Here is a 25,692-nt window from a genome sequence, read left to right as displayed (position 1 = left end):
GCCGTTCCGGCCGCTCCACAGGGCGCAGAACACCAGGCGACCGAAATACGGGATGACAACGTCCATCATCCGGACACCGCTTGCACGCCCGCGAGCCGGGCCGACAGGATACGGCCATGGCCCCCGTACTCGTATCGCGTCGTCACGTAGATCTGCTGCGTGTTTCGACCATGCTGTGTCGGGCCGACCTCCCGCGTGCGCACGGCTGTTGATCCGCTGATCCGCCGCTTCTGACATCGCAAGGACGAACGCGCGCTGTCCGTGCGCCGCCTTCCGCCTGCCCTCCTGCTCGTGCACACGTGTTGCTCCCCCTGTGATGGTGGCACGTGTCATGCCGCTGCTTCGACGAGGTCCCCTCATGCCGGAACACCCCCTCCTGCTCCACTGGTTCCTGCCCACCGGCGGGGACGGCCGTGATCCCGGCGGCGTCACCGCCGTCCAGGGCCGCACCCGAGCCGCCACCCGGCGGCCCGCGGACATCCCCTACCTGACCCAGGTGGCCCGGGCCGCCGAACAGGCCGGATTCCACTCGCTGCTCACACCCGTGGGCCTCGGTTGCGTGGATCCCTGGATCCTCACCGCAGCGCTCGCGCAGCACACCGCCCGGATCGGGTTCCTCGTGGCGTTCCGCGCCGGGTTCGCCAGTCCGACACTGCTCGCCCAACAGGCCGACGCCTTCCGCCGGTTCGCCGGGGGACGGCTCGCACTGAACGTGGTGACCGGCGGCGACCCCGCCGAACAGCGGGCGTTCGGGGACTGGCTGGACCATGACGCCCGCTACGCCCGGACCGAGGAGGTGATGACGGTCCTGCGCACCCTCCTGGACGGCAAGACGGCCGACCACCACGGGAGCCACCTGCGGATCGAGGGCGCACGCCTCACCGATCCCGAACTCCGCCACCCCGTACCCCTGTACTTCGGCGGAGCCTCGCCCGCCGCCGAGGAGGTGGCCGCCCGGCGGGCCGACGTGCAGCTGCTGTGGGGCGAGCCTCCCGCCGCGGTCGCCGCGCGCGTCGACCGGCTGCGGCAGCGGGCCCGGGCGGTCGGCCGCACCGTGCGGTTCGGCCTGCGGCTGCACGTCATCAGCCGGGACACCGCCGCCGAGGCCTGGTCGGAGGCGGACCGGATCCTCGCCGGGATCGATCCGCAGGCCGTGCGGGCGAGCCAGGAGCGGTTCGCCGCCATGGACTCCACCGGGCAGGCCCGGATGACGGCACTGCACGGCGGCGTCGCGGACGCCGCCCGCCTCACGGTGGCGCCCAACCTGTGGGCGGGCATCGGGCTGGTCCGCGAGGGGGCCGGGACCGCACTGGTCGGCTCGCACGACGAGGTGGCCGCGCGGCTCGCCGAGTACCGCGCCGTGGGCATCGACGAGTTCGTCCTCTCCGGCTACCCGCACCTCGAAGAGGCCTATCGGGTCGGCGAGGAAGTGGCCCCGCGGCTGCGCGCCCTGGCCGGGGTGGACGCCGCATGACCGCGCTCACGACGGCGCAGGCCGGACGGGAACTCCGCCCGCGGCCCGGCCCGGAACCGGCCGGGGCCGCGTCCCCCCGGCGGGACCGCCTGCGCGAGGCGTTCCGTTGGGGCGCGCTGCGGCTCGTGGCCCTCACGGTCCTCCTCGCCGCCTGGCAGGCGGCGGTCTCCGCCGACGTGTGGCCGAGGGTCCTGGTCCCCTCGCCCGGCGACGTGTGGCGGCAGTTCGTCCTCGCCTCCACCGTGCACGACGGGGTGCGTGGCTACGGCGGCCACCTGCTGATCGAACACCTGGGCGTGAGCCTGGGCCGGATCGGCACCGGCTCGGCGTACGCCGTGCTGGCCGGGGTACCGCTGGGCCTGCTGATCGGTACGGTCCGGCCGCTGGCCGTCGTACTGGAACCCGCGGTGACGTTCCTGCGGACGCTGCCGCCGCTGGCGTACCTCTCGCTGCTCGTCATCTGGTTCGGCATCGACGAGGCCCCGAAGATCTGGCTCCTGGTGATCGCGGCCCTGCCGCCGATCGCCGCGGCCACCGCGGCGGCGGTGCGCACGGTGCCCGACCAACTCGTCGAGGCTGCACGGGCACTGGGGTCGGGCCCGACCGCCTTGCTGCTGTCCGTGCGGCTGCCTTCCGCCCTGCCCGAGATCCTCACGGGCATCCGCATCGCCGTCGGTATCGCCTACACGTCGGTCGTCGCGGCGGAGACCATCAACGGCGTGCCCGGCATCGGCGGCATGATCCGCGACGCGCAGCGCTACAACCAGACCGCGCTGGTGATCGCGGGCATACTCGCCATCGGCCTGTCCGGGCTCGTACTGGACGCGCTCTTGCGGCTCGTCGAACGGATCGCCGTGCCGTGGCGCGGCCGTGCCTGATCCTCGCCGCTCCCGCTACGCCCCTGCCACTCCCCTCCCTTCACCACCCTTGTCGCCCCCCTTCTCGTCGCCCGACCCAGACCGGAGATCGTCCATGCCCGCACGTCCGTCCCGCCGCACACTCCTGCTCACGGCGGCCGTCGCCCTGACGGCCGCCGTCGCCACCGCCTGCGGGGCCGGCGGCGACACGGCCGGCGACTCCGCCGGACGGACCACCGTACGGATCGCCTACCAAGCGATACCCAACGCCGATCTGGTGGTGAAGAACCAGAAGCTCCTGGAGAAGGCCCTCCCCGAAATCGACGTGAAGTGGGTGAAGTTCGAGTCCGGGGGCGACGTCAACACGGCCGTCATCGCCGGGGCCGTCGACCTGGGCCTGGCCGGGTCGAGCCCGGTCACCAAGGGCCTGTCCGCGCCGCTGAACATCCCGTACAAGGTGGTGTGGATCCACGACCTGATCGGTGACAACGAGGCGCTCGTCGCCAAGTCCGGAATCGGCTCGGTGAAGGACCTGGTGGGCAAGAAGGTGGCCACTCCCTTCGGGTCGACCTCCCACTACTCGCTGCTCGCCGCCCTGACCGCAGCCGGTGTCGATCCGTCAGCCGTACAGATCATCGACCTCCAGCCGCAGGACGCGCTCGCCGCGTGGAAGCGCGGGGACATCGACGCCGCCTACGTGTGGACGCCGACGTTGAGTGAACTGGCCAAGGACGGCAAGGTGCTCGTCACCAGCCGTGAACTGGCCGGCCAGGGCAAGCCCACGGCCGACCTGGGGGTGGTCACGAACGCGTTCGCGGCCAAGCACCCGGAAGTGGTCACCGCCTGGATCAAGGCCCAGGACAAGGCCGTCGCCCAGGCGCGCACCGCACCGGACGAGGCCGCGAAGTCCATCGGGGCGGAACTCGGGCTGTCGGCGCAGGAGGCGAAGCGGCAGTTGTCGCAGTTGGTGCTGCTCAGCGCGAAGGAGCAGGCCGGCCCCGATTACCTGGGCACGCCGGGCGCCCCCGGCAAGCTCGCGGCGAACCTGCACGACGCCGCCGTGTTCCTGAAGGGGCAGAAGGCGGTCGACACGGTGCCGGACGAGGCGGCGTTCGGGCGGTCGCTGGCGGTGGAGGAGCTCGGCCGTGCCGCGAACTGACCAGCCGGCGAAGCGGGTTGCGGTCGTCGACCTGGCGGGCGTCTCGGTCCGGTACGGCCCGGCCAGAGCGCCGGTCGTGGCACTCGAAGGCGTGGACCTTCGCATCCACGCCGGCGAGTTCGTCGTCCTCGTCGGGCCGTCCGGCTGCGGCAAGACGACCCTGCTGCGCGTGGTGGCGGGCTTCGAACGCCCCGCCTCGGGCCGCGCCCGGGTCCGGGGTGCACTCCCCCGGCCGGGCGCGGGCGCCGGGGTGGTGTTCCAGCAGCCCCGGCTCTTCCCCTGGCGCACGGTCGGCGGGAACCTCGGCTTCGCGCTGGCCAGGCTGGGGGTGCCGCGCGCCGATCGGCCCGGCCGGATCGCCGAGCTGCTGGAGCGCGTGGGGCTGCCCGGGATGGCGGCCCGGCGGACGTGGGAGCTGTCGGGTGGCCAGCAGCAGCGGGTGGCTCTCGCCAGAGCTCTGGCGGGAGAGCCCGAACTCCTTCTCATGGACGAGCCGTTCGCCGCGCTCGACGCCCTGACCCGGGAGCGGCTCCAGGAGGAGGTACGGACCCTGGCCGGCCGGCTCGGGACGACGGTGCTGTTCGTCACCCACTCGGCCGAGGAGGCGATGCTCCTGGGCTCCCGGGTCCTGGTGATGGCCGCGGGGCCCGGCCGGATCACGGCGGAGCTGCCGGTCGGCCTGGCCCGTGAGCCCGACACGGACGTCTCCGCGCTGCGCGCCTCGCCCGAGTTCGCCCGGCTGCGCGGCCGCCTGGCCGGGATCATGCGCGGCTGAGACGAGGAGGTGCCCCCTCGCGGGTCACGGCGCGGCGCTCTCGGTGAGCGGGGCGGGCACCTTCGTCGGGCGGGGTGAGCCGTGCGCGCATGAACCGCCCGCCCTATGTTGCGCGCGTACTGCGGGAGCGTGAACTGGATGAACAAGCGGTGGCCCACGACGACGGAAGGATCCGGATCGGACGGGCGGCCAGTGTCCTGAGTCCCGAGATCCGTCGGCAGTATGCGGCGACTTCGTGGAGGACCTCGTCGGCCGTCTTCGTCCGGACGAACGGCCGTGCATGGTAGTTCCAGTCGGCGGGCCAGGCCCGGACGTCCCGTCCGAGTGCCGAACCGAGCGGTGGACGCCACCGGGCGACTTCCGCGATGGCGGGCCGTCCGCACGCACCCGCGTCTGAGCACGGTCTTGCAGATGCCAACCGGTGCCCGGACCTTTCCACGGGAGGCGGAACCTCGGGCAAGAGCGGGCGGGAACCGGAAGCCGGCCTGCGGCGAGTGCGGCGAGTGCAGCGAGTGCGAGCCCGCACCCCACGAGTTGGACCGGGCCGAAGGTCCGGCTGAAGGTCCGGCCGAGCAGGACGGGTGGTCATGAGGCAGTCCTCAACTGTCGGCCAGGGGCGTCGGCGGCGACGCCGGCCGCGCGGGAAGCGCGCTCAGCAGTGCCGCAGTGCACTCCTCGGCGAGGTCCTCGGCGTGGGCGGGGAGGGGGTCACCGGCCCGGAGGTGCCGCCGGACCAGCGAGAGGGGCAGGTCGACCACGGCGAGCGCGACCCGTTCGGCGGCCTGCGGACCTTCGGCACCCAGGGCGGTGGCAAGGGTGGCGAGAGTGGCACGCACCCGCCGGTGGCCACGGTCCGCGCGCTGGAGGTGTTCGTCGGACCAGTCGGCGCGCCCGAAGTCCTGGGCGCCGTAGAGGAGGAGGGCGGCCTCCTGAGGGTGTGCGCGGCTCCAGGCGACTACGTGACGCGCCGCCGCACACCCTGCCCGCCGCGCGTCGGCGCTTGCTTCGACGGCCTCGAAGTAGCCCTCCTGGAAGCCTTCTACCGTCCGGAGCCACGCCTCGGCGAGCAACGCGTTCCGGCTGGGGAAGCGGTGGTACACCGAACCGCTCGGGGCGCCCACCTCCGCCGCGACCGCGGACATGGTCACCGCGGCCGGGCCGGCCGCCGCGGCCAGTCGCACGGCGGCGTCGAGGAGCTGCTGCACGTCGAAGCGAGGTGGTCTTGCCATGAGTTGGAGAGTACTCTCTACAATATTAGAGATCGCTCTCTATATGGAGCCCGAGGAGGACGCATGGGCGTCTACAACGTGCATGAACGTCTGTTGACCGCACAGCGCAGCGAAGTGGGAGCGCTGATAGACAGCCTGGCGAGCGGCGATGACAAGCTGTGGCCGCAGGGCAGCTGGCCCCCCATGACGTTCGACCGCCCTCTGTCGGCCGGGGCGACGGGCGGACACGGGCCGGTCCGCTACACCGTCGCCGCGTACGTCCCCTCGCAGTGGGTGCGCTTCACCTTCAGCGGCCCGCGCGGCTTCCACGGATTCCACGAATACGCAGCCTTCGCTGTCGACCGGGACCACACCCTGCTGCGCCACACCCTGGCCATGGCCGCCAAAGGCACGGCCCGCTTCACGTGGCCGCTCGTCTTCCGCCCCCTCCACGACGCCTGTCTGGAGGACAGCCTGGACCGCGCCGAGCTGGCCTGCACGGGCACGGTGGCCCGCCCGGCGCGCTGGAGCCCCTACGTACGAATGCTGAGTGCGCTTGCGCCCTGACCATCGGCAGCCGGGGTGCGTCGCGCCTCACGCTCCAGAGCGCCTGTACGACGGCCGTGCGGTGCACGTCGCCTCAAGAGCGTGCGCCAGCTCGGCCGGCGCCTGAACGGCGTTGCCACTCCTCGGCCAGCAGGCGATATGACCGGACCCGGTCCGCGTGGTCGTGCGTGATGGTGGTGATCAGCAACTCATCGGCCCCCGTGGCGGCTTGGAGCCGCTCCAGGTGATCGGCGACGGTCCGCGGCGAGCCGACGAACTGGGTGTCCACCCGGTCGGCGACGAGTTCGCGGTCCGCCTCCGTCCAGGGCAGGGCGCGCGCCTCGGCGGGTGTGGGGAAGGGGATGGCGCCCTCGGCGGTACGGATGCTGCGCACCCAGGGCGCGTACCCGGTGGCCAGTTCACGGGCGGTCGCATCGTCCTCGGCGACGACGACGTCGGCGGACACCGTCAGGTACGGCCGGTCGAGCTCTGCGGACGGCTTGAAGGCGGCCCGGTAGCCCTCGACGGCCTCCAGTACCGAGGCGGGGCTGACGTGGTAGTTGGCCGCGAACCGCAGGCCGTTGCGCCCCGCGGTCTCCGCGCTGACTCCGCCACTGCTGCCCAGGATCCACACCTGTACGTCGGCCCCCTCCCCCGGGACGGCATGTGCCTCCACCCCCTCCGCGGAGCGGTAGTCGCCGCGCAGCAGCGCCAGGACGTCGTCGACCTGCTCGGCGTAGTCCTGTGGCCGGGCGCCGGGCAGGTTCAGCAGCCTCTGCTGGAGCGCGACCCGCGGATGGCCCAGCAGGTGCTCGAAGGAGAACCGGGCCGGGATGCGCAGCCCGTTGGGGGTGTACCCGTCCACCACCGGGGTGACGGGCCGCGCGGGCTCACCGGACCCGGGTCGTGGGCGGCCGGCCGAGCGGCCCAGGCCCAGGTCCAGGCGGCCGGGGTGCAGCGCGTCGATCAGGCCGAACTCCTCGACCGTGGAGAGGGCGGTGCGGTGGCCGAGCTGGACGGCGCCGGAGCCGAGCCGGATGGTCGTCGTCGCGGAGGCGGTCAGGGCGAGGACGACCGCGGGCGAGGTCCCGGCGACGCCCGGATTGAGGTGGTGCTCGGCGAACCAGTAGCGGGTGTACCCGAGGGCCTCCGTCTGCCGGGCGAGGTCGATGCTGTGGTGCAGGGCCTCGGCGGCGGTGGAACCGGACGGGACCGGGACGAGGTCGAGGACCCCGAGGGGGATGCCGGACATAGTCGGGCTCCTTAGAAGTCGGGAAAGGAAGGGTCGGGGATCTCGCGGCGCAGCACCGGGGCGATGTCCGACTGGAAGAGTTCGAGCGAGGCGCGGTGCTCCACCGGGGCGATTCCGCCCGGCTCGGCTTGGAGGTGCAGGGCGGTGTGGCCGAACTCCTCGTGGTAGCGGTGGACCTTCTCGATCACCTGCTGGGGGCTGCCGATCAGCGCCGAGCTCCGCTCGATGAAGTCCTCCAGGGTCGGGAAGACGGGATCAAGACCCTGCTGCTTGTGGAAGGCGAGGTACCGCGCGAACGCCGGCCGGTAGGCCAGCGCCGCCTGCTGCGAGGTGGGGGCCGCGTGGTAGCCGGCCGTACCGGCACCGACGACCGCGTGCGCGGGATCGTGCCCGTAGTGCTCCCAGCGCTCCCGGTAGTAGCGGATCAGCTCGGCGTACGGACCGATCGGGTGGGTGAGGTTCGCCGAGAAGAGCGGGTCCCCGTAGCGCGCCGCGAGATCGACGGACTCCCGGCTCGTGGCACTGCCGTGCCAGACCCGGACGGTCCGCTGGTACGGCCGCGGCAGCACCTCCGCCCGGGTGAGCGCGGGGCGGAAGCGCGGTTCGGCGGTCACCTTGTCCTCGCGCCAGATCCGCCGGAACAGCTCGTAGCCCTCGGCGTTGCGCTCCCACTGGTCTTCGGGGGTCACGTTGAAGAGTTCCCGCTGCGCCGTGCCGTTGCCCTTGCCGATCATCAGCTCCAGGCGCCCGTCGCAGAGGTGGTCGAGGGTCGCGTAGTCCTCGTACGCCCGCACCGGATCGAGCAGGCTCAGGGTGGTGACGGCGGTGAACAGCCGGATCCGGCGGGTCAGCGCGGCGATGTGGCTGAGCACCACGGGCGGCGAGGACGAGAGGAACGGCCGTTCGTGGCGTTCGCCCACCCCGAAACCGTCGAAGCCGAGCTCCTCCGCCAGCAGCGCGCCGGCGACGACCTCGCGGAACCGCTCGCGCGTGGGCGTGAGGGCGCCCGTCACCGGGTCCTGGGAATCCGTGATCAGGGTGATGGCCAGGAACTTCACGAGACCACGCCTTCTCGGGCCGGCTGGGCGGCGGGTACGGCGAGACCGAGGTGATCGCGCAGGGTGGTGCCCTCGTACTCGGCGCGGAAGACGCCCCGCTCCTGGAGCAGCGGGACGACGGTGTCGGCGAAGACGTCCAGGCCGCCCGGGGTGATGTGGGGGACCAGGATGAAACCGTCGGCGGCGTCCGCCTGCACCAGCTCGTTGATCGACTCGGCTACGGTGGCGGCGGAGCCGACGAAGGTCTGGCGGGCGGTGGTGGCGATGACGAGCTCGCGGATGGACAGGTTCTTGGCCTCGGCCAGCTCCCGCCACTGACGGGCCGTCTCGCGCGGGTCGCGGAACTGGCGGACACTGGCCCGGCCCAGGGCGATGGTGTTCTCGCCGACCTCGGGGTCTATGTCGGGCAGTGGCCCGTCCGGGTCGTAGCCGGACAGGTCCCGGTTCCAGACGTGTTCCAGGTACTTGATGGCAGTGGCCCCGCTGACCTGGAGGCGGCGCACCTCGTGGGCGGTCTCGTGGGCCTCGGCGTCGGTGTCGCCGAGGACGAAGGTGGCGGCCGGCAGGATCTTCAACTGGTCGTGCGTACGGCCGTACGCGGCGAGCCGGTGCTTGACGTCGGCGTAGAACGCCCGCCCCTCCTTCAGGGTCCCGTACCGGCCGAAGATCGCGTCGGCGGAGGAGGCCGCGAACTCGCGGCCCTCGTCGGAGTCCCCGGCCTGGAAGATCACCGGCCGGCCCTGCGGGCTGCGCGGCACGTTGAACCGGCCCTCGATGTCGAAGTGCCGTCCCCGGTGCGCGAAGGCGCCGGCCCGGGCGTCCCGCAGGTAGCGGCCCGACCCGGGGTCGGCGACGATCTCGGTGCCGTCCCAGGAGTCGAACAGCTCGTTGGCGGTGGCGAGGAACTCCTGGGCGCGGGTGTAGCGGTCCTCGCGGGGCAGGAAGCCGCCGCGGCGGAAGTTCTCGCCGGTGAAGGCGTCCCAGGAGGTGACCACGTTCCAGGCGGCCCGGCCTTCGGAGAGGTGGTCCAGGGAGGCGAACTGGCGGGCCACCTCGTAGGGTTCGTTGAAGGTGGAATTGATGGTGCCGGTCAGCCCGAGGCGCTCGGTGACGGCGGCCAGTGCGGCGAGCACGGTGAAGGTGTCGGGGCGGCCGACCACGTCCAAGTCGTATATCTCCCCGCCCTGTTCGCGCAGCCGCAGTCCCTCGGCGAGGAACAGGAAGTCGAACTTGGCGCGCTCCGCGGTCCGCGCGAAGTGCGCGAAGGAGTCGAAGTCGATGTGACTGCCGGCCGCGGGGTCGCTCCAGACGGTGGTGTTGTTGACGCCGGGGAAGTGGGCCGCGAGATGGATCTGCTTGGGCGGCTTCGTGCTCATGGTTCGTCCTTCCGGAAGGTCCGGGGGGCGGGAAGGTCCGGGGGGCGGGAAGGTCCGGGGTCAGGCCGGGGTCCGCGCGGCGTAGCGGTTGGCCGGCCGGGCCAGTCCCAACAGACCGCGCAGGGTGTCGGCCTCGTAGGCCCGGCGGAAGGCGCCGCGCCGCTGGAGTTCCGGCACCAGCCTCCGGGTGAGGGCGGGCAGGTCATGGGCGACCACCCCCGGCCGCAGCCGGAACCCGGACAGGCCCGCCTCCCGGCGTTCCTGGAGCAGGTCCGCCAGCTGGACCGGCGTCCCGGTGAAGACCGCGGTGCCATCGGCGAACGGCTCGCCCGCGAGCGCGTCGAGACGGCCCAGGCGGTCGGTCGCCGCTGCGGCGTCCTCGTCCAGGAACACCGTCAGCTCGCCGAAGAGGTGCAGCGGTGCCTCGGCGAGCCCGGCGGCCTCCCGGGCCTGCCGGATCGCCGTGACGGCGGCACGCGTGCCGTCGATGTCGCGGGCGGCGACGTATCCGACGTCGGCGGCCCGGGCGATGAGCCGGTACGCCGCCACGCCCTCGTCCGGTGCCGCGGCGCTGACGACCGGCTGCCCCTGCGGCGGACGCGGGGTGATCGACGGTCCCCGGACGCTGAAGTGGTCGCCCTCGAAGTCGATGTAGTGCAGCTTGTCGCGGTCGACGAACCGGCCCGTGGCCACGTCGCGGATCTCGGCGTCGTCCTCCCAGCTGTCCCACAGCCGCCGGACCACCTCCACGTGGTCGGCCGCCTCCTCGTACAGCCCGTCCTCGGGGAGCGGAGCCGTGCGGCGCCCGAAGTGCCGTGCCTCGTAGGGCAGTCCGGACACCTGGATCCGCAGGCCGGCGCGACCGCGGCTCACGTGGTCGAGGGTCGCGATCGCCTTGGAGATGTGGAACGGCTCGGTGTGGGTGGCGGTCACGCTGGGGACCAACCCGATGTGCCGGGTCAGCGGCGCGACCCGGGCGGCGGTGAGGACCGCGTCCAGCCGCCCGCGCACCCGGTCGGTCCGCTCGTCGGGCCCGCTCGGCGAGGAGGACTGGAGGGCGAGGCCGTCCTCAAAGGTGACGAAGTCGAGCAGTCCGGTCTCGGCCTCGGAGACGAGGTCGGCCCAGTACCGGGCGGTGAACAGCTCGGCGGGCCGGGCACCCGGCTCGCGCCAGGCCGCCGGATGCCGGCCCGCGCCGTCGAGCGCCACGGCGAGATGGAGTTCGGACACGGCGATATCGCCTTCCTGATCGGTCGTACGGAAAGTCGTACGGAAAGGGGAAAGAAATGCCGCACGCGAAATGCGGATCTTCCCGACGACGCTACGCCCGATAGCTGGGCCGTACAACGACAGGGATATTAAAGGAATTTGACGGGTGTGTTGCCCGGGGCCCGGACCGCCATGAAGGAGGGCCGACGGCGCAGGGTGAAACCGATCGATTCGTAGAGCCGGATCGCGCCCGTGTTGGCCGCGGAGGTGTGCAGGAAGGGGACCTCGCCCCGCTCCCGGATGCCCGCGGCCACCGCGCGCACGAGCCGCGTGGCCAGGCCCCTCCCCCGGTGCCCGGGATGGGTGCACACCGCGCTGATCTCGGTCCAGCCGGGCGGGTGCAACCGCTCCCCGGCCATGGCGATCAGCCGGCCGCGGTGACGGATTCCGAGGTACGTGCCGAGCTCCACGGTGCGGGGCAGGAACGGGCCGGGCTTGGTGAGTCGGATCAGGGCGAGGATCTCCGGTACGTCACCGGGTCCCAGCCGGACCGCCTCCGGGGCGGGTTCGGCGTGCAGCGAGGTGTCGACCAGTTGGACCCCCTCGATGGCGCCGACGGTCTCCCAGTCCTCGGGCGGAGTGAGCACACCGGCGAGGGGGGTGACCCCGCCCTCGCCGACCAGCGCGGCCAGGTCGGCCCAGGAGCGCGGGTCGGCGGGGTCGGCGAGGGCGGCGAAGGGCGAGACGTCCGGGTCGTAGCGGGCGGCACGGGAGGTGCCGGGCCGCAGTCCGGCCGGGTGCTCGGCGAAGGCGGAGTGCGGGCCGGACAGCGAGGCCCATGCGGGGTTGTCCAGGATGTGCGGGTCGCTCGCGGTCCGCGGGCCGGTGCCGGTGTCCGTGCCGGCACCGGTGCCGGCATTCGTACCAGTGTCCGCGTCCGTACCGGTGCCCGTGTCCGCGCTCATGAGTTGGTCGACGGCAGGCCGGGCGGGTTCACCTCGGAGGTGGTGACGGCCTCGTTGGACAGGTTCCAGGCGGCCAGCAGCCGCGCGTACTGGCCGTTCTTGATCAGGTGGTTGATCGCCTCCGCCACCGGCTTGGCCAGCCCGCTGTCCTTCTTCGCCGTCGCGGCGATCAGCCCCTGGAGGCTCTCCCCGGCCCCGGAGAACGAACCGGCGTTGCGCGTGGGGGCGTTGCTGCTCGCGGTCTGCGTGATGTGGTACGAGATGGACGGGTTCGGCCCGAAGCTGAGGTCGATCTTCTTTCCGCTCAGCGCCAGGTAGACGCTGTTGGGGTCCGGGAAGTACTTGACCTCGAAGTCCTTGCCCTCGGACCGGAGCTTCTTCTGCCACTCCAGGAGGATCTTCTCCTGGTTGGTGCCCTTGCTGACCGACACCGTCTTCCCGGCGAGATTGCGGTAGTCGCCGCCGAAGTTCCAGGTGCTCTCCTTCAGCACCTCGAAAGCCAGGTTGTCCTGCCGGTAGGAGGCGAAGTCGTACTTCTTCTTGCGCTCCTCGGTGACGGTGACGTTGGAGAAGGCCGCGTCGACCTTGCCGCTGTCGACGCCGACGAAGAGGTTCTCCCAGGTGGAGTTCTTGACCACGGGCTTCAGCCCCAGGGTCGCGGCGACCAGCCGGCCGAGGTCGGGCTCGGCGCCCGTGAGGGTCTTCTGGTCGGTGCCGACGTAGGCGAGGGGCGGGAAGCCGGCGGGCAGGGCGCCGACCCCGATGACCAGCTCGCCGCGCTCGCGGACGGCCTTCGGCAGCTGTGCGCGCAGGGACTCGACGACCGGAGCGGACAATTCGGCCTGCTGGGCGGCCCCGTTGGAGACGGCGCCGACGGTCACTTTGTCCGACGCGGTGCCGGTGGCCTTCGCGTCGCCGCCGCACGCGGTGAGGCCCGAGGCGAGGGCGACGGCGGCGGTCGCCGCGCCGAGGCGGCGGGCGAGTCTGGTACGCAGGATGGTCCGGTGTCGCATGGCGTTCCTTTTTCGAGTGTTCGGTGAGGCGAGGGGACGGAGGGAGGAAGAGGGGGGCGGCAGCCGGGGCCGCCCCGAGCCGGAGGTCAGAGCACCTTGCTGAGGAACTCCCGGGTGCGCGGGTGCGCGGGGTGGTCCAGCACCTGTGCGGGCGACCCCTGCTCGACGACGCGGCCCTCGTGCAGGAAGACGACCTCGTCGGCCACCTCGCGGGCGAAGCCGATCTCGTGGGTCACGATGACGAGGGTGGTACCCCCGGTGGCGAGGTCCTTGATCACCGACAGCACCTCGCCGACCAGCTCGGGGTCGAGCGCGGAGGTGGGTTCGTCGAAGAGGATGACCCCTGGCCGCAGGGCCAGGGCGCGGGCGATGGCCACCCGCTGCTGCTGCCCGCCGGACAGCTGCCTCGGATAGGCGCCGGCGCGGTCCCCGAGTCCGACGCGCGACAGCAGCTCGCGCGCCTGCGCCCGCGCCTGCGCGCGGGGCAGCCTGCCGGTGGCCACCGGGGCGGCGGCGACGTTGTCCAGCACGGTCAGGTGCGGGAAGAGGTTGAAGTTCTGGAAGACGAAGCCGATCCGGCTGCGCTGGGCGAGGATCGCCTTCGCCCTCAGCTCCTTGAGCCGGTCCCCGCGCCGTTGGACCCCGATCAGCTCGCCGCCGACGCTGACGTGGCCGGCCTCGGGCTTCTCCAGGTGGTTGAGGACCCGCAGCAGGGTGGACTTCCCGGATCCGGAGCGGCCCAGTACGACGGTGACCGTGCCCGGCGCGACGGTCAGGCTCACTCCGTCGAGGACCCGCCGACCGCCGAACGACTTGTGCACGCCGTGCACCTCGATCGCAGCGGGCCGTTCGGTGACGGCTCTCACGGCCGCGGTCATCGGGCCGTCTCCTTCCGCGAGCGGATCCACAGGTCGCGCAGACCCGCCCGGGCCCGCTGGAAGGGGGTGGGCGGCACGGCGCGCAGCGCCCCGCGGGCGTAGTACCGCTCCACGTAGAACTGCACGACGGAGACCAGGCTGGTCAGGATCACGTACCAGACGGTGGCCACCAGCAGCAGCGGCACCACGTCACCGGGGTAGGTGCTCGCCAGGCTCTGCACCGAGCCGAACAGATCGAGCAGTGACACGTAGAAGACCAGTGAGGTGGCCTTGAGCAGGCCGATCAGCTGGTTGACGTACGACGGGACGATCGAGCGGAGCGCCTGCGGGAAGACGATCCGGGCGAATTGGTACCGCCTGGGCAGTCCCAGGGCCGCCGCCGCCTCATGCTGGCCCTGGTCGACCGAGAGCACGCCGGCCCGGACGATCTCGGCCGCGTACGCCGCCTCGCTCAGGCTCAGGCCGACCACCGCGACGACGGTGTCCGTGGCGAGCTGCGACTCGTCGAACGTGAGGAAAGCGGGCCCGAACGGCACCCCGATGCTGAGGGTGGGGTACAGGGCGCTGAGGTTGTAGAGGAAGAGCAGGACGACGATCAGCGGTACGGATCGGAAGATCCAGACGTACGTCCAGCTCACCGACCGCAGTACCGCGCTGCCCGAGAGCCTGCCGAGGGCGAGCAGGACACCGCCGGCGAGGCCGAGGACCGCGCTGTACGCGGTCACCTGGAGGGTGATGAGCAGCCCCTCCACGATGACCGGGCGGACGAACCAGTAGGCGAAGCGGTCCCATTGGTAGAACGGATTGGTGATCAGCCCATGGGCGGCCTGGGAGACCAGCACCAGTACGACGATGGCAGCCACCCACCGTCCGGGGCGGCGGAGCGGGAGGACCCGCTCGGCCGTCCCGGGGGGTCCGGAGGGACCGGCGGGCGCGGAGAGGAGCAGTGATTCGGTCAAGGAAACTCCAGCGGCTTCGACGAAGCGCAGAATCGAAAAGCAGCCGTCATTCCGAACAGGAGAGACCGCCGATGTGTTATCTGCGGCGTAAGCTAGGCATCCCCGAGAAGGGGTGTCAACGGCCTCGATATCGAGAATCGTGAAAACGTCCCTCGATTTCATCCGCCGTACATATAACGCCTCTTGGTGAAACAAAATGGGTGCCGGTCAGGGCTTCGGCCGCGTTGATTGAGGCCCGTGCGGCCGGGCCCACAGGGCGGTCAGCCGGATGCGCAGGCGCTGCGGCGGCGTGGGCGGCAGGCCGCGGGAGGTGCCACGCGCGTAGTACCGCTCCACGTAGTGCTGGCCCGCGCTCAGCACCGTGGTGACGGCGACGTACCAGAGGGTGGCGACCATCAGCAGCGGGATGACCCGGTAGTTCTGGTTGTAGACCAACTGCACCGAGTACAGCAGGTCGTGTACGGCCAGCACGCTGACGATGCTGGTGCCCTTGAGGGTGCCGATCAGCATGTTCCCGGCGGTCGGCACGATCGAGCGCATCGCCTGGGGCACGACGATCCGGCGCAGGGTGCGGAGCCTGCCGAGGCCGAGAGCCTGCGCGGCCTCGGTCTGGCCGGGGTCCACGGAGAGGATGCCGCCGCGCACCACCTCGGCGGCGTACGCGCTCTCGTGCAGGGTCAGGCCGATGACGGCGGTGAGGGCCGGCCCGAGCAGGTTCACCGTCTTGATGCTGAACAGTTCGGGGCCGTACGGGATCCCGAGTCCGAGCGTGGGGTACAGGGCGCCGATGTTGAACCAGAACAGCAGTTGCACCAGCAGCGGCGTGGAGCGGAAAATCCACACGTAGCCCCAGCTCAGAGTCCGCAGGACCGGGCTGTCGGAGAGCCGCATCACCGCGAGCACGGTGCCGAGCAGGAACCCGAGCACCATCACCACGCCGGTCAGCCACAGCGTCAGCAGCAGCCCGTGGAGTACGGCGGCGGTGGTGAAGTACTGGCCCACCACGTCCCATTGGAAGGCGTCGTTGCCGATGACGGAACGCAGCAGCAGCGCGAAGACCAGCAGCGCAGCGGCAGCGGACAGCCGGCGACCGATGCGCCGGCGCGGCACGACCGCCGGCGGCTCGACGTGGGGGCTGCGGTGTTCCACCGCGGACTTCGCGGTGGCGTCGCGGACACCGGAACGTGTGGTGGCCATGGGAGGTTCTCCAGGTGAGGGATCGCGGCGTGGGTGGGGTGGTGGACGTGTGTCGTCACGCTCGCCGCGTCCCTCAACGCGGCCGGACAGGCCTTCCGCACGGGGCGGGGCCGATCCGCCGTCGATCGTATGTGCCTACGGCACGGTCGTGTCAACCACACGCGGTCCGGCCGTCCGGGGCCGTCCAGCATCCGGGCCGTCGCTTGACGAAAACCAGCGTGTACTGCTCAAGTGGTCGTATGAATGCCCATCAGCGCCTGGTCTCGCGCGACCACATCGACTTCGGTCGGGTGTGGTCCGCCGCGTGTTGCGCCTGATGCGGCAGCGGGCTGCCTGATCGGCCCTTCCCTCCCTCGGTGACCCCGTCGCGGGCCGAGATCTCCCTTCGCTCCACCACCACCGCGCGTGGGCGCCGACCCGCGCGCGGACACGGTGCCGCGAGCCCGGACGTGCGCTGCCGCCGCCCCGGTCCACCCGCCGCCCCCGCGTCGTCACGCCCGCATCGCCCCGCACCGGTGTTCCCGATGACCATTGCGGACGCCCACCCCTGCCCGCGCGCGAACCACCGCCCTTCCGAAAGGCCACTCCATGCCCGTGGAATTCCTCGGCATAGCCGCCACCAACGACGGCTCCGAAACCACGCCGCGATCCGGCGCCGCCTTCGACAAGGCGTACACGCTCCGGCTCGCCCGGGCGCACGAGGACCACGGCTGGGACCGGGTGCTGTTCGCCTACGGCTCCGGCTCCCCGGACCCCGCGCCGGCTGCCGCGTACATCGCCGCCCGGCTGGACCGCCTCCACATCCTGCTCGCCCACCGGCCCAACGTCTCGTACCCCACCTTCGCCGCCAAGACCTTCGCCACCCTCGACCAGATCAGCGGGGGCCGCCTGACCGTGCACTTCATCACCGGCGGCAACGACCACGAACAGGGCCGGGAGGGTGACACCCTCACCAAGGACGAGCGCTACGCCCGCACCCGCGAGTACATCCGCATCGTCAAGAAGATCTGGACCACCCGCGAGCCCTTCGACCACGAGGGCGAGCACTACCGCTTCCACGACTTCGTCAGCGACGTCTTTCCCGTCCAACAGCCGCGCCCGGACGTCTCGTTCGGCGGCTCCTCGCCCGCCGCGTACGCCGCCGGGGGCGCCGAGGCCGACATCTACTGCCTCTGGGGCGAGCCGCTGGAGAAGACCGCCCAGCAGATCGAGGCCGTGAAGGCCGCCGCCGAGGCCGCGGGCCGCACGGACGTGCCGCGCATCCAGGTCGCGTTCCGCCCGATCATCGCCCCGACCGAGGAACTGGCCTGGGAGAAGGCCCACCGCACCCTGGGCGCCATCCGGCAGCGACGGCAGGCCGGCCCCGCACAGCACCACCGGGGCGGTGTTCCGGAGGCCACGGCACCCCAGAACACCGGGTCCCAGCGGCTGATCGCCATAGCCGAGGCGGGGGACCGCTACGACCGGGCGCTGTGGACCCCGACCGCCGCCGCCACCGGCGGCGCGGGCAACTCCAACGCCCTGGTCGGCACCCCCGAGACGGTAGCCAGGGCACTGCTGGACTATTACGACCTCGGTGTCGACGTCCTCTCGGCCCGCGGGTACAGCCTGCTGGACGATGCCGTCGACTTCGGCCGGTACGTGATCCCGCTCGTCCGCGAGGAGGTCGCCAAGCGCGACGCCAAGCGCAACGCCAAGCGCAACGCCGAACGCCAAAGCGCGCACCCGGCGCCCGACCACCTCCAGACCGTCACGGCGGTGCGCGGGTGATCTCCGCGCGCCGCACACCCCGCAACGGAAAGGCCTCCCCCACTGTGAACCTCCCCGGGAACGGGATCCGCACCCGCCTGCGCACCACCGCGGCGCTCGCCCTTCTGCCCCTCCTGGCCCTCACCGCCTGCGGCTCCGCCGGCGGAGCCCCGGCGCCGGCGGCCGCCCAGGCCTCTCCCCCACCGGCCGACGACCCGGTCGCCAGCGTACGGACCGTGGACTCGGTCGCCGCTCTGCTCCCCGCCGCCGTCCGCCAGGCGGGCACCCTGCGGGTCGGCAGCTCCATCGGATCCCCGCCCTCGGCGTACTACCCGAACGGCCAGGACAAGCCGCCTGCCGGCCAGGACATCGACATCGCCGACGCGGTGGCCAAGGTCCTCGGTGTGAAGCTGGAACGGCAGGGCGCCTCCTTCGAGACGATCCTGCCGGCCCTCGGCAGCGGCAAGTACGACTTCGGCACGGGCAACTTCGGCGTCACCACCGAACGCCTGAAGACCGTCGACTTCGTCACATACGTCAACGACGGCCAGGGGTTCGCGGTCAAGACGGGCAACACCAGGCTGACCACGCAGGTCTCCGACCTCACCCAGCTCTGCGGACTGACCATCGGCACCGGAGCGGGCACCACGTTCGAGAAGACCCTCACCGCGAAGCAGGGCGTGTGCACCACCGCGGGCAAGAAGCCGTACGAGGTCAAGGTCTTCGCCGAACCCGGGGCCGTCACCACCGCCCTCCAACAAGGTCGGATCGACGTCGTCATGTCGACGATCAACGGCCTGCGCCACCAGGCCGCACAGCCCGCCGCGCAGACCACCTTTCTCGGCGAGTACCACCGCCTCGACGTCGGCTTCGCCTTCAAGAAGGGCTCCCCGCTCACCCCCGCCGTCCAGGCCGCCGTCAACGAGCTGATCAAGAACGGAACTTACGAACGGATCCTGAAGAAGTGGGGCACTACCGCCTCCGCCGTCGACACGTCGCAGATCAACCCGGCCGAGCACCCGTGAGGAGCGGACCCGAGAGCGATGTCATGGTCGACGTGCGAGGCGTCCACAAGGGCTTCGGGCCGCTGGAGGTGCTGCGCGGGGTCGACCTGCTGGTCCGCACCGGCGAAGTCACCGTGATCCTCGGCCCCTCCGGCTCGGGGAAGTCAACACTGCTGCGCACGATCAACCACCTGGAGAAGGTCGACCGAGGACGGATCAGCGTCGACGGCGATCTCATCGGCTACCGCGGCTCGCGGGGCAAGCTGTACGAGCTGAAGGAGAAGGAGGTGCTGAGGCAGCGCACCCGCATCGGGTTCGTCTTCCAGAACTTCAACCTCTTCCCACACCTGACCGTGCTGGACAACCTGGTCGAGGCCCCGGTCTCCGCGCTGCGCCGCCCGCGCCGGGAAGCGGAGGCGACGGCCCGCCGGCTGCTGGAGCGTGTCGGTCTCTCCGACAAGGCCGACACCTATCCGCGGCAGCTGTCCGGCGGGCAGCAGCAGCGTGTGGCCATCGCCCGGGCACTTGCCCTCGAACCCAAGGTGTTGCTCTTCGACGAGCCGACCTCGGCGCTGGACCCGGAGCTGGTCGGCGAGGTCCTGGACGTCATCAAGGACCTCGCCCACGCCGGCACCACCATGATCGTCGTGACGCACGAGATCGGCTTCGCCCATGAGGTCGCCGACACCGTCGTGTTCATGGACGGCGGAGTCGTCGTCGAGCAGGGGCCGCCCGCGGCCGTCCTGGACGCCCCGCGGCACAGCCGCACCCGTTCCTTCCTCTCCAAGGTCCTCTGACCACCCCGAACCCCCTTCGGCCCACCCCGGAGCATTCCGTGACGCTGCTGACGATGGGATACGCCGGGACGAACTACCACGCGGGCCCACGCCGAGCACCGCGGGCAGATCGCTGCCGGCAGAAGACGCAGACGAAGTCGTCCTCGGCGCGATGTTGTGCTCCTGGCAGTCGAGGCACCGCAGGAATACAACCTCGCGGGTGAAGTCGTGAGGTCGCCCGAGTTCTACAGCGTCCAGAGCACGGGCAACCTCCGCCCAGGAGTTGACGTCCGGGCGTTACCCGGTGGACTGGTTGCTGACCTCGCTCACGGTCCACCGGTCCGCCTCGCGCATGAAGCTGATCTCGTCGGCACTCGGAACCGCGTCTCCGTGGGCGCAGGAGACGTGCTCGCTTCGCCGCGGCGCCGGCCGCAGCACACCATCCATACCGACCACGAAGGTGAACGGCTCGGCCAACCCCGCCGCCGATCGCTCCACGATCCAACCACCGAAATCAGCCGGCGAGCCGATTCGACGCCAGGTCCGCGGAATGCCACGGGGTGAATGCACAGGAGGGGTGGAGCCGACGCTGGGCCGCTCCGACCGAGGCTGTGCAGAAGCCGCAGTCCCCGTCATAGACAAGCACCGGACGCGTTCCGGACGCGTTCTCATGACCCCATCGTGTCCTGTCTCGAACCCGTTCATCGTGGTGATCCGCGGAGCGCGGCATTCGATGACGGCCTGGGCGGTCCCGCCCAATCTCCGATCGGGGACCGGACGATACCTGCGTGCGCCGCGCAACGGTTCCCGAGCCCGTCCTGTGCCGTGCGACGTGGGTCCTCGGCGAAGGCCATGCGGGATCATTCCCTGTGCGTCACTGGGCGCGCCGTCCGGGCGCGCGGCCTTCGGAGCGGAGAGGTGACTTTCAGCCGACCGGGCCGGGCTGGGTCGGCAGGAGCGCGGATTCCCGCCCGGCCGGGGCCCGTGTCTTCCCGAACCCGGTCGGCCGGGGGATTCGCGGCCACAGGTGGCCCAAGGAGCGGTAGAAGCGGTCCGGAAGGAACACGGCGTCCGCGACGATCATCACGCCGGAGAAGAGCGGTAGCCCCAGAAGGACCGCGATTCCGAGATGCAAGCCCAACAGCATGGTCAGCACGGGGTATTTGAGCCTGCCGAACAGGACGAACGGGAACGCGACCTGCAGCAGCACGGTCAAGTAGCCGACGACGGCGATCGCGATGAAGTGCTCGTCCAGCATGAGGGACAGTGCGGGCCATGGCCGGAACAGTTCGAGGTTCATTACGTAGTGGAGAGCGGTCCCGTTGCCCCAGGAGCCGCCTTGCACCTTGTAGAGACCCGCGGACCCGTAGAGCAAGCAGACCTGGGCGGCGATGACGAACATGCCGCAGTTGTGCAGCACGGTGACCACGGTCCGACGGAGATCGTGGGGCGTGCGCCCGAGCCGGCCGCCGTACCCTGCCGAGTCCCTCTTCCTGCGCGCGTCCAGGGACCAGCGTCGGCCGCACGCGGTGAAGACGAGGTAGACCGACATGAGGAGGATGAGGTTGTCGCCCCCGTCCGTCATGTAGATGGCCCGGGCGTGGAACGACGCCACGACGACCGCGAACAGGGCGGACACGGCCCTGGTGCGCCAACCCAGCATGAAGAGCGCGGAGGTGACGAGAGCGACCGCGTAGCAGAACTCGAAATAAGCACGGCTGTCGGAGAAGGTGAGGACACTGACCCATCCGGTCTGGTCGAACAGCTGCTTCGCCAGTGCGGGTGTCCACGGCGAACCGGGGCCCCAGATCTGGTCGCGATGCGGGAACTCGCGCAACAGGAAGACGAGGTAGAGCAGCCCGTATCCGATGCGCAGGACCGCGGCGCCGTACAGGGAGACGGGCCGTTCGATCAGTACGGCGAGGAGCCTGCCCATGCGGTCGAGGATGGGTTCTCCCGCCGGGCGGGTGGCCGCGACTGCTGGCGTCGACTCAGTGTGTTGCATGGGGGGTCACTTTCCACCAGGGCAGGTAACGGGTCTCAAGAGGCGCGGCACCGGCCGCGGGCGGGTGGGTGCCCCCGGCTGGGTTCGGGGCTGCGACGGGGACTGTGACAACCCGCAGCTGGATGGAGTCGAAGGTGCCGCGCCAGTGGCTGACGACGCGGTCCGTCGCGATGTTGCGCAGGTACGTCCGCATCATCACGGCTCGCTCCGAACGCGGCTCGTCATCACCGCCGAACGCTTCGAGGTAGGAGCTCCAGGCCCGGCGCAGCATGTTCTGTGCCGTGTGGCTGGGGAAGGGGTTGTGCTCGACTGCGGAGGCGTCCACGGCGCTCAGGTCGAACCACCCGCTCACCTGGACCGTGCCGTCGGGTGCCGTCCGCTTGGTCCTCGCGGAGATCTGCCGGTTGACCGACTCCGGGTCGGGGGCGAACAGCCGCCAATTCTGCTCGAACAGAGGATAGACCCACGCGTTGATCGGCCGACTGTACAGCTGTGAGACCGCGTTCGTCGGTGCCACGTGGAGAAAGACGAGGAGGACATGAGTCAGCGCCGTTGCCAGACACAGGACGACGGTGATCGCGGCCCCCACCGTCAGCGGGCCGCGCGGCGCTGGAACATCCTCGTCCGCGTGCGGTCCCCCACCGCGCTCCTCGGGCCCGGTCCGTCCTGCTTCGGCTTGCTCCGGTTCCGTCGCGTCAACTGACGTCGCGCTGCCCAGCACCGCCCCACCCCGCCTTTCCGTCGAGACTGCTCATCCATCCGTTCCTTCGGGCTTCCGCGGGCGGCGTGCGAGGCAACCGAAGTTCCGTCGCACGCCGCCGTCCCGTCTGCAGTGGGCCCCTGCCCCGGCAGTCAGCCCGCTGCGGGATCTACGTGCGGCCCGCTGCTGCGGGCCGCGCGGTGTGGCGAGCACTCACTCGTCGTCGCCGTATCCGCCGTGTCCGCCCTGCTCGTCATACTCGCCGTGCTCGCCGTGGTGGTGCTCGTGTTCACCAGGCTTGCCGTGGTCGTGCTCGTGTTCACCAGGCTTGCCGTGGTCGTGCTCGTGTTCACCAGGCTTGCCGTGGTCGTGCTCGCCTGGCATGTGATGACCAGGCTTACCGGGCGGCTGGCCGCCTCCACCTGTTGTGCCACCCAGCGTTCCGCCCGTGATCGGTCCCGCAGTTCCGCCTGTCGTGCCGCTCGTGGTGGTGCCGGCGACAAGCCCGCCCGTCGCTCCGCCAAGCACGCCGCCCAAAAGCCCGCCGCCTGTCGTCTGACCGCCGAGGACGCCGCCGAGGAGGCCTCCCGTCGGCGTGCCTCCGGTCGTCGTACCACCGGTCGTCGTACCGACGGTTGTCGTACCACCGGTCGCGGTGCCTCCGGTACCGCCCGTGGTACCGGCGATGAGACCACCGGTGACCAGACCGCCCGTGGTCCCGCCGGTGGTGCCGGCGGCACACGTCCCACGGTTGATCGTGTTGGTGTCCATCGTCACCGCGCCGTTACGAGCCAGCGCCCGACCGTCGATGTCCGCGCCCGTGGTCAGAGAGATGGAGGTCAGGGCCATGAGGGTGCCGACGAAGTTGGTGTCGGTGCCGAGGGTGGCCGAACTTCCGACCTGCCAGAACACGTTGCAGGGCGAGGCCCCGTTGATGAGGGACACGTTGCTGGAGCTTGCCGTGGTCAGACCCGAACCGATCTGGAACACCCACACGGCGTTGGGGTTGCCCTGGGCGTCCAGGGTGAGGGTGCCGGTGAGCCCGAGAGTGGAGGAGGCGGTGTACACACCCGGAACCAACGTCAGGCCCCCGGCGTCCGGGGGAAGAACCGCGTCCGTCGCCTGTCCTGCGGCGTTGTCGTACGCCACGACCAGGTCGCTCTTGGCCTGGAGACCCACAGGGTCGACCGGGCCGGAGTGCACGGTACCGTTCACCATCCCGGGCGGGAATCCGCTGATGGCTGTTCCCGGACTCACTCCGAGGTCGCCGGTGATGATTGTGGGGCCGGTGTTGGTGATCTCCGAGCCGGCCAGCACGGCCAAGCTGGCGGCCGTGCCCAGAGGTACGGGTGTTGCGATCGCATGTGCCCGGGTCGGCGTCACCGCGACCACGGCAGAGGCGATCACCGTGGCGAGTACCGTCGCGATCCAGACCGGCGTTGTGCGCCTAAGCGCCGCGCCAGAGATATTCAGCGTCATCGAGGGGCCAACTCCTGTGAGGGGATGGTGGCGTGTCGGAAGGTAGCGGTCACACGGGACCGTCGCACCGTGGCTGGCATATTACGCAGAAATCCGCAATTGGTCGGGATTTCCCCGGCGGTTCCTCTGCGCACCATTCGCACCGGCAGATAAGCAATAAAAATCAGGAATGGCCAAATGGACTGTATGGGGGAACAGGGCGCCCCTCAAAGACTCTTTTCCTGCGTCGGAAGAATGTGTCGGCCGGCGGAACCGAACAGGATTGAGGACAGTGCGCGACACAACACCAAGACTGGTCCAACTCCCCCGCTCCATGGCAGTCTGCTTGCCCTAACATGGTTCTCGGAGCGGAGGAAAACACCCCGTGGGCGTCGACATCAATCCCACCGTCAGCAGGCGCCGGCTGGGATCGGAGCTTCGCCGGCTCCGACAAGTCAGCGGTATGACGACGCAGCAGGTAGCGGAGCGACTGCTCATCTCCCAACCCAAAATCAGCCTCCTGGAAAACGGCCGCCGCCTCATCAAGCCCCGTGACGTCCGCGATCTCTGCCAGCTGTACGCAGTGCAGGACCAGCAACTCGTCGACGCCCTGATGCGGCTGGCCCAGGAATCGGGTCGGCAGGGCTGGTGGAACGCCTACGGCGATATTCCGTACGGCGCCTACATCGGCCTGGAGGCCGAGGCGGCCACGATCCGCACCTATGAGCCCCTGGTGATCCCAGGCCTGCTACAGACCCCCGCCTACGCCCGGGCGGTTATCGCAGGAACGATCCCTCACGCCGCCGACGACCAGGCCGCAACCCGACTCCAAGTGCGGCTGCGGCGCCAGGACCGGCTGAGCGCCCCCGACAACGCACTGCGCTTATGGGCAGTACTGGACGAATCAGCGCTGCGGCGCGTCGTAGGCAGCCCCGAGGTCATGTGCGAGCAACTGGAACATCTCAACAACCTCGGCGCCCAGCCGCACATCACCGTGCAGGTCCTCCCGCACGAGGTGGGGGCCCACCCCGGTGTCGCGGGACAGTTCTCCCTGATCGAGTTCGCGGACACCACCGATGTGAGCGTGGTCTATCTGGAGAGGTTCACCAGCGACCTCTATTTGGAGAAACGATCCGACGTGCAGCTCTACAGCGACATGTATGCGCATATGCAGGCCCAGGCGCTGAGTCCAGACGACACGGGGAACTTCATCACCGAAGCAATCAAGGCATACGCCGGCACGGAATTCCCGCCGGGCACCGGGCTCGACGGAGGCGAGGGGGCGAAGGGACGGCCTTCCGGCAGGAGGCGCCAGACGGAATCCACGGTGGCTCCGGCGAGGCTGTGGGGAAAGGCCCGCGACAGCCCTCACCGCCACTGACGCTGCCGGAGCAGCCGGGAAGCAGGCGCACAGCGAAAAGGGCAAGGAGGGAGGGTGAACCACTTTTCGGCGCCTCGGCCAGGCCCTGGTCGAGGCCCCCGGGGGTGGAGGGGGGGTGATGAGGCGGACTTCGCCGATCGCGCGGAGGAAGCCTTGGATGGTGCCGAGGATTTCGGCGGCCCGTCCCACGGTGTAGCGGGGCAGTCGTCGTCTTCGAGGCGGTCGAACGAGGCGTCTGCTGTCACTTCGCCTTCTGCGAGGAATGCCGATGTCTGCTGGAGCACGTGGAGGGGCCCTGGTGCCGTATGGCACCAGGGCCCCGAAGGAACTGCTACACCATCTGCCGGCCCTGGTACTGCGCCGGCTTCCTGTTTCCGCATGCCCGACCGTGATGCCGTCGGGGGCGCGGGGATCGCGGTTGCTTGACCGGAGACCACCTCACTATCGATGTCCTGCGGTACCCGGATACAACTGCTTCATCCGGGCGATCCCGATGGCGTTCGTTCCTCCGCTCTTCCCTCTTGATCAACTGCTACTTACACAGGGGGGACTGCGTACTGCCGGTACTGCTCAACTGCGGTGATGCTGTGCTGCCCTACTGCGGGTGGTGCTGGTGATGCGGGTACTGCTCGGTGGCCTGCGATAGGGCCACTCCGGCAGCCAGCCCCGTCGCCCATCGTGCGTCTGCTCTGG

At 70.7% G+C, this 25,692-nt stretch carries 22 protein-coding genes and 2 pseudogenes; 9 read left to right on the top strand and 15 right to left on the bottom strand.

Annotation, left to right across the window (positions count from 1 at the left end):
• Positions 1-358: 358 nt before the first annotated feature.
• From ACZ4M3_RS29240 to ACZ4M3_RS29225, 4 genes are all read left to right on the top strand, one after another.
• Positions 359-1,474: an LLM class flavin-dependent oxidoreductase gene (locus ACZ4M3_RS29240; RefSeq protein WP_467737651.1), complete on the top strand. Its 1,116-nt coding sequence runs from the start codon at positions 359-361 to the stop codon at positions 1,472-1,474.
• The gene (locus tag ACZ4M3_RS29235) at positions 1,471-2,352 is read left to right on the top strand and encodes an ABC transporter permease (RefSeq protein WP_467737649.1); all 882 of its coding nucleotides are present in this window, start codon (positions 1,471-1,473) and stop codon (positions 2,350-2,352) included. The genes ACZ4M3_RS29240 and ACZ4M3_RS29235 overlap by 4 nt, the downstream gene beginning before the upstream one ends.
• Positions 2,353-2,446: 94 nt before the next feature.
• Positions 2,447-3,490 carry a taurine ABC transporter substrate-binding protein gene (locus tag ACZ4M3_RS29230; protein WP_467737647.1) on the top strand — a complete coding sequence of 348 codons (1,044 nt, stop codon included), beginning with the start codon at positions 2,447-2,449 and terminating at the stop codon, positions 3,488-3,490.
• Entirely contained in the window at positions 3,477-4,265 is a 789-nt protein-coding gene (locus tag ACZ4M3_RS29225; RefSeq protein ID WP_467737645.1) for an ABC transporter ATP-binding protein, read from the top strand. Before ACZ4M3_RS29230 ends, ACZ4M3_RS29225 begins: the two co-directional genes overlap by 14 nt.
• Before the next feature lie 599 nt (positions 4,266-4,864).
• Here the strand turns inward: ACZ4M3_RS29225 and ACZ4M3_RS29220 are convergent.
• On the bottom strand, positions 4,865-5,494 hold the full coding sequence (locus tag ACZ4M3_RS29220) for a TetR/AcrR family transcriptional regulator (protein ID WP_467737643.1): 630 nt from the start codon (positions 5,492-5,494) through the stop codon (positions 4,865-4,867).
• A gap of 63 nt (positions 5,495-5,557) precedes the next feature.
• Here ACZ4M3_RS29220 and ACZ4M3_RS29215 point away from each other — a divergent pair, with 63 nt between their 5' ends.
• Entirely contained in the window at positions 5,558-6,040 is a 483-nt protein-coding gene (locus ACZ4M3_RS29215; protein ID WP_467737641.1) for an SRPBCC family protein, read from the top strand.
• Positions 6,041-6,113: 73 nt separating this feature from the next.
• Here ACZ4M3_RS29215 and ACZ4M3_RS29210 read toward each other — a convergent pair whose 3' ends face one another.
• The 9 genes from ACZ4M3_RS29210 to ACZ4M3_RS29170 form a co-directional block, all read right to left on the bottom strand.
• Positions 6,114-7,271 (bottom strand): LLM class flavin-dependent oxidoreductase, encoded by a 1,158-nt coding sequence (locus ACZ4M3_RS29210; protein WP_467737639.1) that lies wholly within the window; start codon positions 7,269-7,271, stop codon positions 6,114-6,116.
• Between the two features lie 11 nt (positions 7,272-7,282).
• On the bottom strand, positions 7,283-8,329 hold the full coding sequence (locus ACZ4M3_RS29205; RefSeq protein WP_467737637.1) for an LLM class flavin-dependent oxidoreductase: 1,047 nt from the start codon (positions 8,327-8,329) through the stop codon (positions 7,283-7,285).
• Entirely contained in the window at positions 8,326-9,705 is a 1,380-nt protein-coding gene (locus ACZ4M3_RS29200; RefSeq protein ID WP_467737635.1) for an NtaA/DmoA family FMN-dependent monooxygenase, read from the bottom strand. The genes ACZ4M3_RS29205 and ACZ4M3_RS29200 overlap by 4 nt, the downstream gene beginning before the upstream one ends.
• A 60-nt stretch (positions 9,706-9,765) precedes the next feature.
• Entirely contained in the window at positions 9,766-10,941 is a 1,176-nt protein-coding gene (locus ACZ4M3_RS29195; protein WP_467738003.1) for an LLM class flavin-dependent oxidoreductase, read from the bottom strand.
• Between the two features lie 122 nt (positions 10,942-11,063).
• The gene (locus ACZ4M3_RS29190; protein ID WP_467737633.1) at positions 11,064-11,879 is read right to left on the bottom strand and encodes a GNAT family N-acetyltransferase; all 816 of its coding nucleotides are present in this window, start codon (positions 11,877-11,879) and stop codon (positions 11,064-11,066) included.
• Positions 11,876-12,892, bottom strand: coding sequence for a transporter substrate-binding domain-containing protein (locus ACZ4M3_RS29185; RefSeq protein ID WP_467737632.1), 1,017 nt, complete (start codon positions 12,890-12,892; stop codon positions 11,876-11,878). Before ACZ4M3_RS29185 ends, ACZ4M3_RS29190 begins: the two co-directional genes overlap by 4 nt.
• An 86-nt stretch (positions 12,893-12,978) precedes the next feature.
• The gene (locus tag ACZ4M3_RS29180) at positions 12,979-13,770 is read right to left on the bottom strand and encodes an amino acid ABC transporter ATP-binding protein (protein WP_467737630.1); all 792 of its coding nucleotides are present in this window, start codon (positions 13,768-13,770) and stop codon (positions 12,979-12,981) included.
• Positions 13,767-14,729, bottom strand: a complete 963-nt coding sequence (locus ACZ4M3_RS29175; RefSeq protein WP_467737628.1) for an amino acid ABC transporter permease — start codon at positions 14,727-14,729, stop codon at positions 13,767-13,769. Before ACZ4M3_RS29175 ends, ACZ4M3_RS29180 begins: the two co-directional genes overlap by 4 nt.
• A gap of 207 nt (positions 14,730-14,936) precedes the next feature.
• A complete protein-coding gene (locus tag ACZ4M3_RS29170; RefSeq protein ID WP_467737627.1) occupies positions 14,937-15,926 on the bottom strand; it encodes an amino acid ABC transporter permease in 990 nt (329 codons plus the stop codon).
• Positions 15,927-16,514: 588 nt separating this feature from the next.
• Here ACZ4M3_RS29170 and ACZ4M3_RS29165 point away from each other — a divergent pair.
• The 3 genes from ACZ4M3_RS29165 to ACZ4M3_RS29155 are packed head-to-tail and all read left to right on the top strand — an operon-like array spanning position 16,515 to position 19,476.
• Positions 16,515-17,696, top strand: coding sequence for an LLM class flavin-dependent oxidoreductase (locus ACZ4M3_RS29165; protein WP_467737625.1), 1,182 nt, complete (start codon positions 16,515-16,517; stop codon positions 17,694-17,696).
• Positions 17,697-17,740: 44 nt separating this feature from the next.
• Complete coding sequence (locus tag ACZ4M3_RS29160; protein ID WP_467737623.1) at positions 17,741-18,700, top strand: ABC transporter substrate-binding protein; 960 nt, start codon at positions 17,741-17,743, stop codon at positions 18,698-18,700.
• A 23-nt stretch (positions 18,701-18,723) separates the two neighbouring features.
• Positions 18,724-19,476, top strand: coding sequence for an amino acid ABC transporter ATP-binding protein (locus ACZ4M3_RS29155; RefSeq protein WP_467737621.1), 753 nt, complete (start codon positions 18,724-18,726; stop codon positions 19,474-19,476).
• Between the two features lie 81 nt (positions 19,477-19,557).
• Here ACZ4M3_RS29155 and ACZ4M3_RS29150 read toward each other — a convergent pair.
• From ACZ4M3_RS29150 to ACZ4M3_RS29135, 4 genes and pseudogenes are all read right to left on the bottom strand, one after another.
• Positions 19,558-20,007 (bottom strand): annotated as a pseudogene (locus ACZ4M3_RS29150) (hypothetical protein); the annotation flags it as partial.
• A gap of 373 nt (positions 20,008-20,380) precedes the next feature.
• Positions 20,381-21,391: an HTTM domain-containing protein gene (locus ACZ4M3_RS29145; protein WP_467737619.1), complete on the bottom strand. Its 1,011-nt coding sequence runs from the start codon at positions 21,389-21,391 to the stop codon at positions 20,381-20,383.
• Positions 21,392-21,446: 55 nt separating this feature from the next.
• Positions 21,447-22,181, bottom strand: a complete 735-nt coding sequence (locus ACZ4M3_RS29140; RefSeq protein ID WP_467737617.1) for a DUF5819 family protein — start codon at positions 22,179-22,181, stop codon at positions 21,447-21,449.
• A 192-nt stretch (positions 22,182-22,373) separates the two neighbouring features.
• The gene (locus ACZ4M3_RS29135) at positions 22,374-23,639 is read right to left on the bottom strand and encodes an ice-binding family protein (protein WP_467737615.1); all 1,266 of its coding nucleotides are present in this window, start codon (positions 23,637-23,639) and stop codon (positions 22,374-22,376) included.
• 364 nt (positions 23,640-24,003) lie between these two features.
• On the opposite strand from ACZ4M3_RS29135, the gene ACZ4M3_RS29130 reads away from it, so the two are divergent.
• Positions 24,004-24,999, top strand: a complete 996-nt coding sequence (locus ACZ4M3_RS29130; RefSeq protein WP_467737613.1) for a helix-turn-helix domain-containing protein — start codon at positions 24,004-24,006, stop codon at positions 24,997-24,999.
• Between the two features lie 84 nt (positions 25,000-25,083).
• On the opposite strand, the pseudogene ACZ4M3_RS29125 reads toward ACZ4M3_RS29130, so the two are convergent.
• Positions 25,084-25,244: pseudogene (locus ACZ4M3_RS29125) on the bottom strand (MerR family transcriptional regulator); the annotation flags it as partial.
• Between the last annotated feature and the right edge of the window lie 448 nt (positions 25,245-25,692).

It is taken from the genome of Streptomyces sp. NPDC026522, from assembly GCF_055567555.1.
The sequence above is the reverse complement of the archived record's forward strand: the minus strand, read 5'-3'. Positions and strand labels throughout refer to the sequence as shown.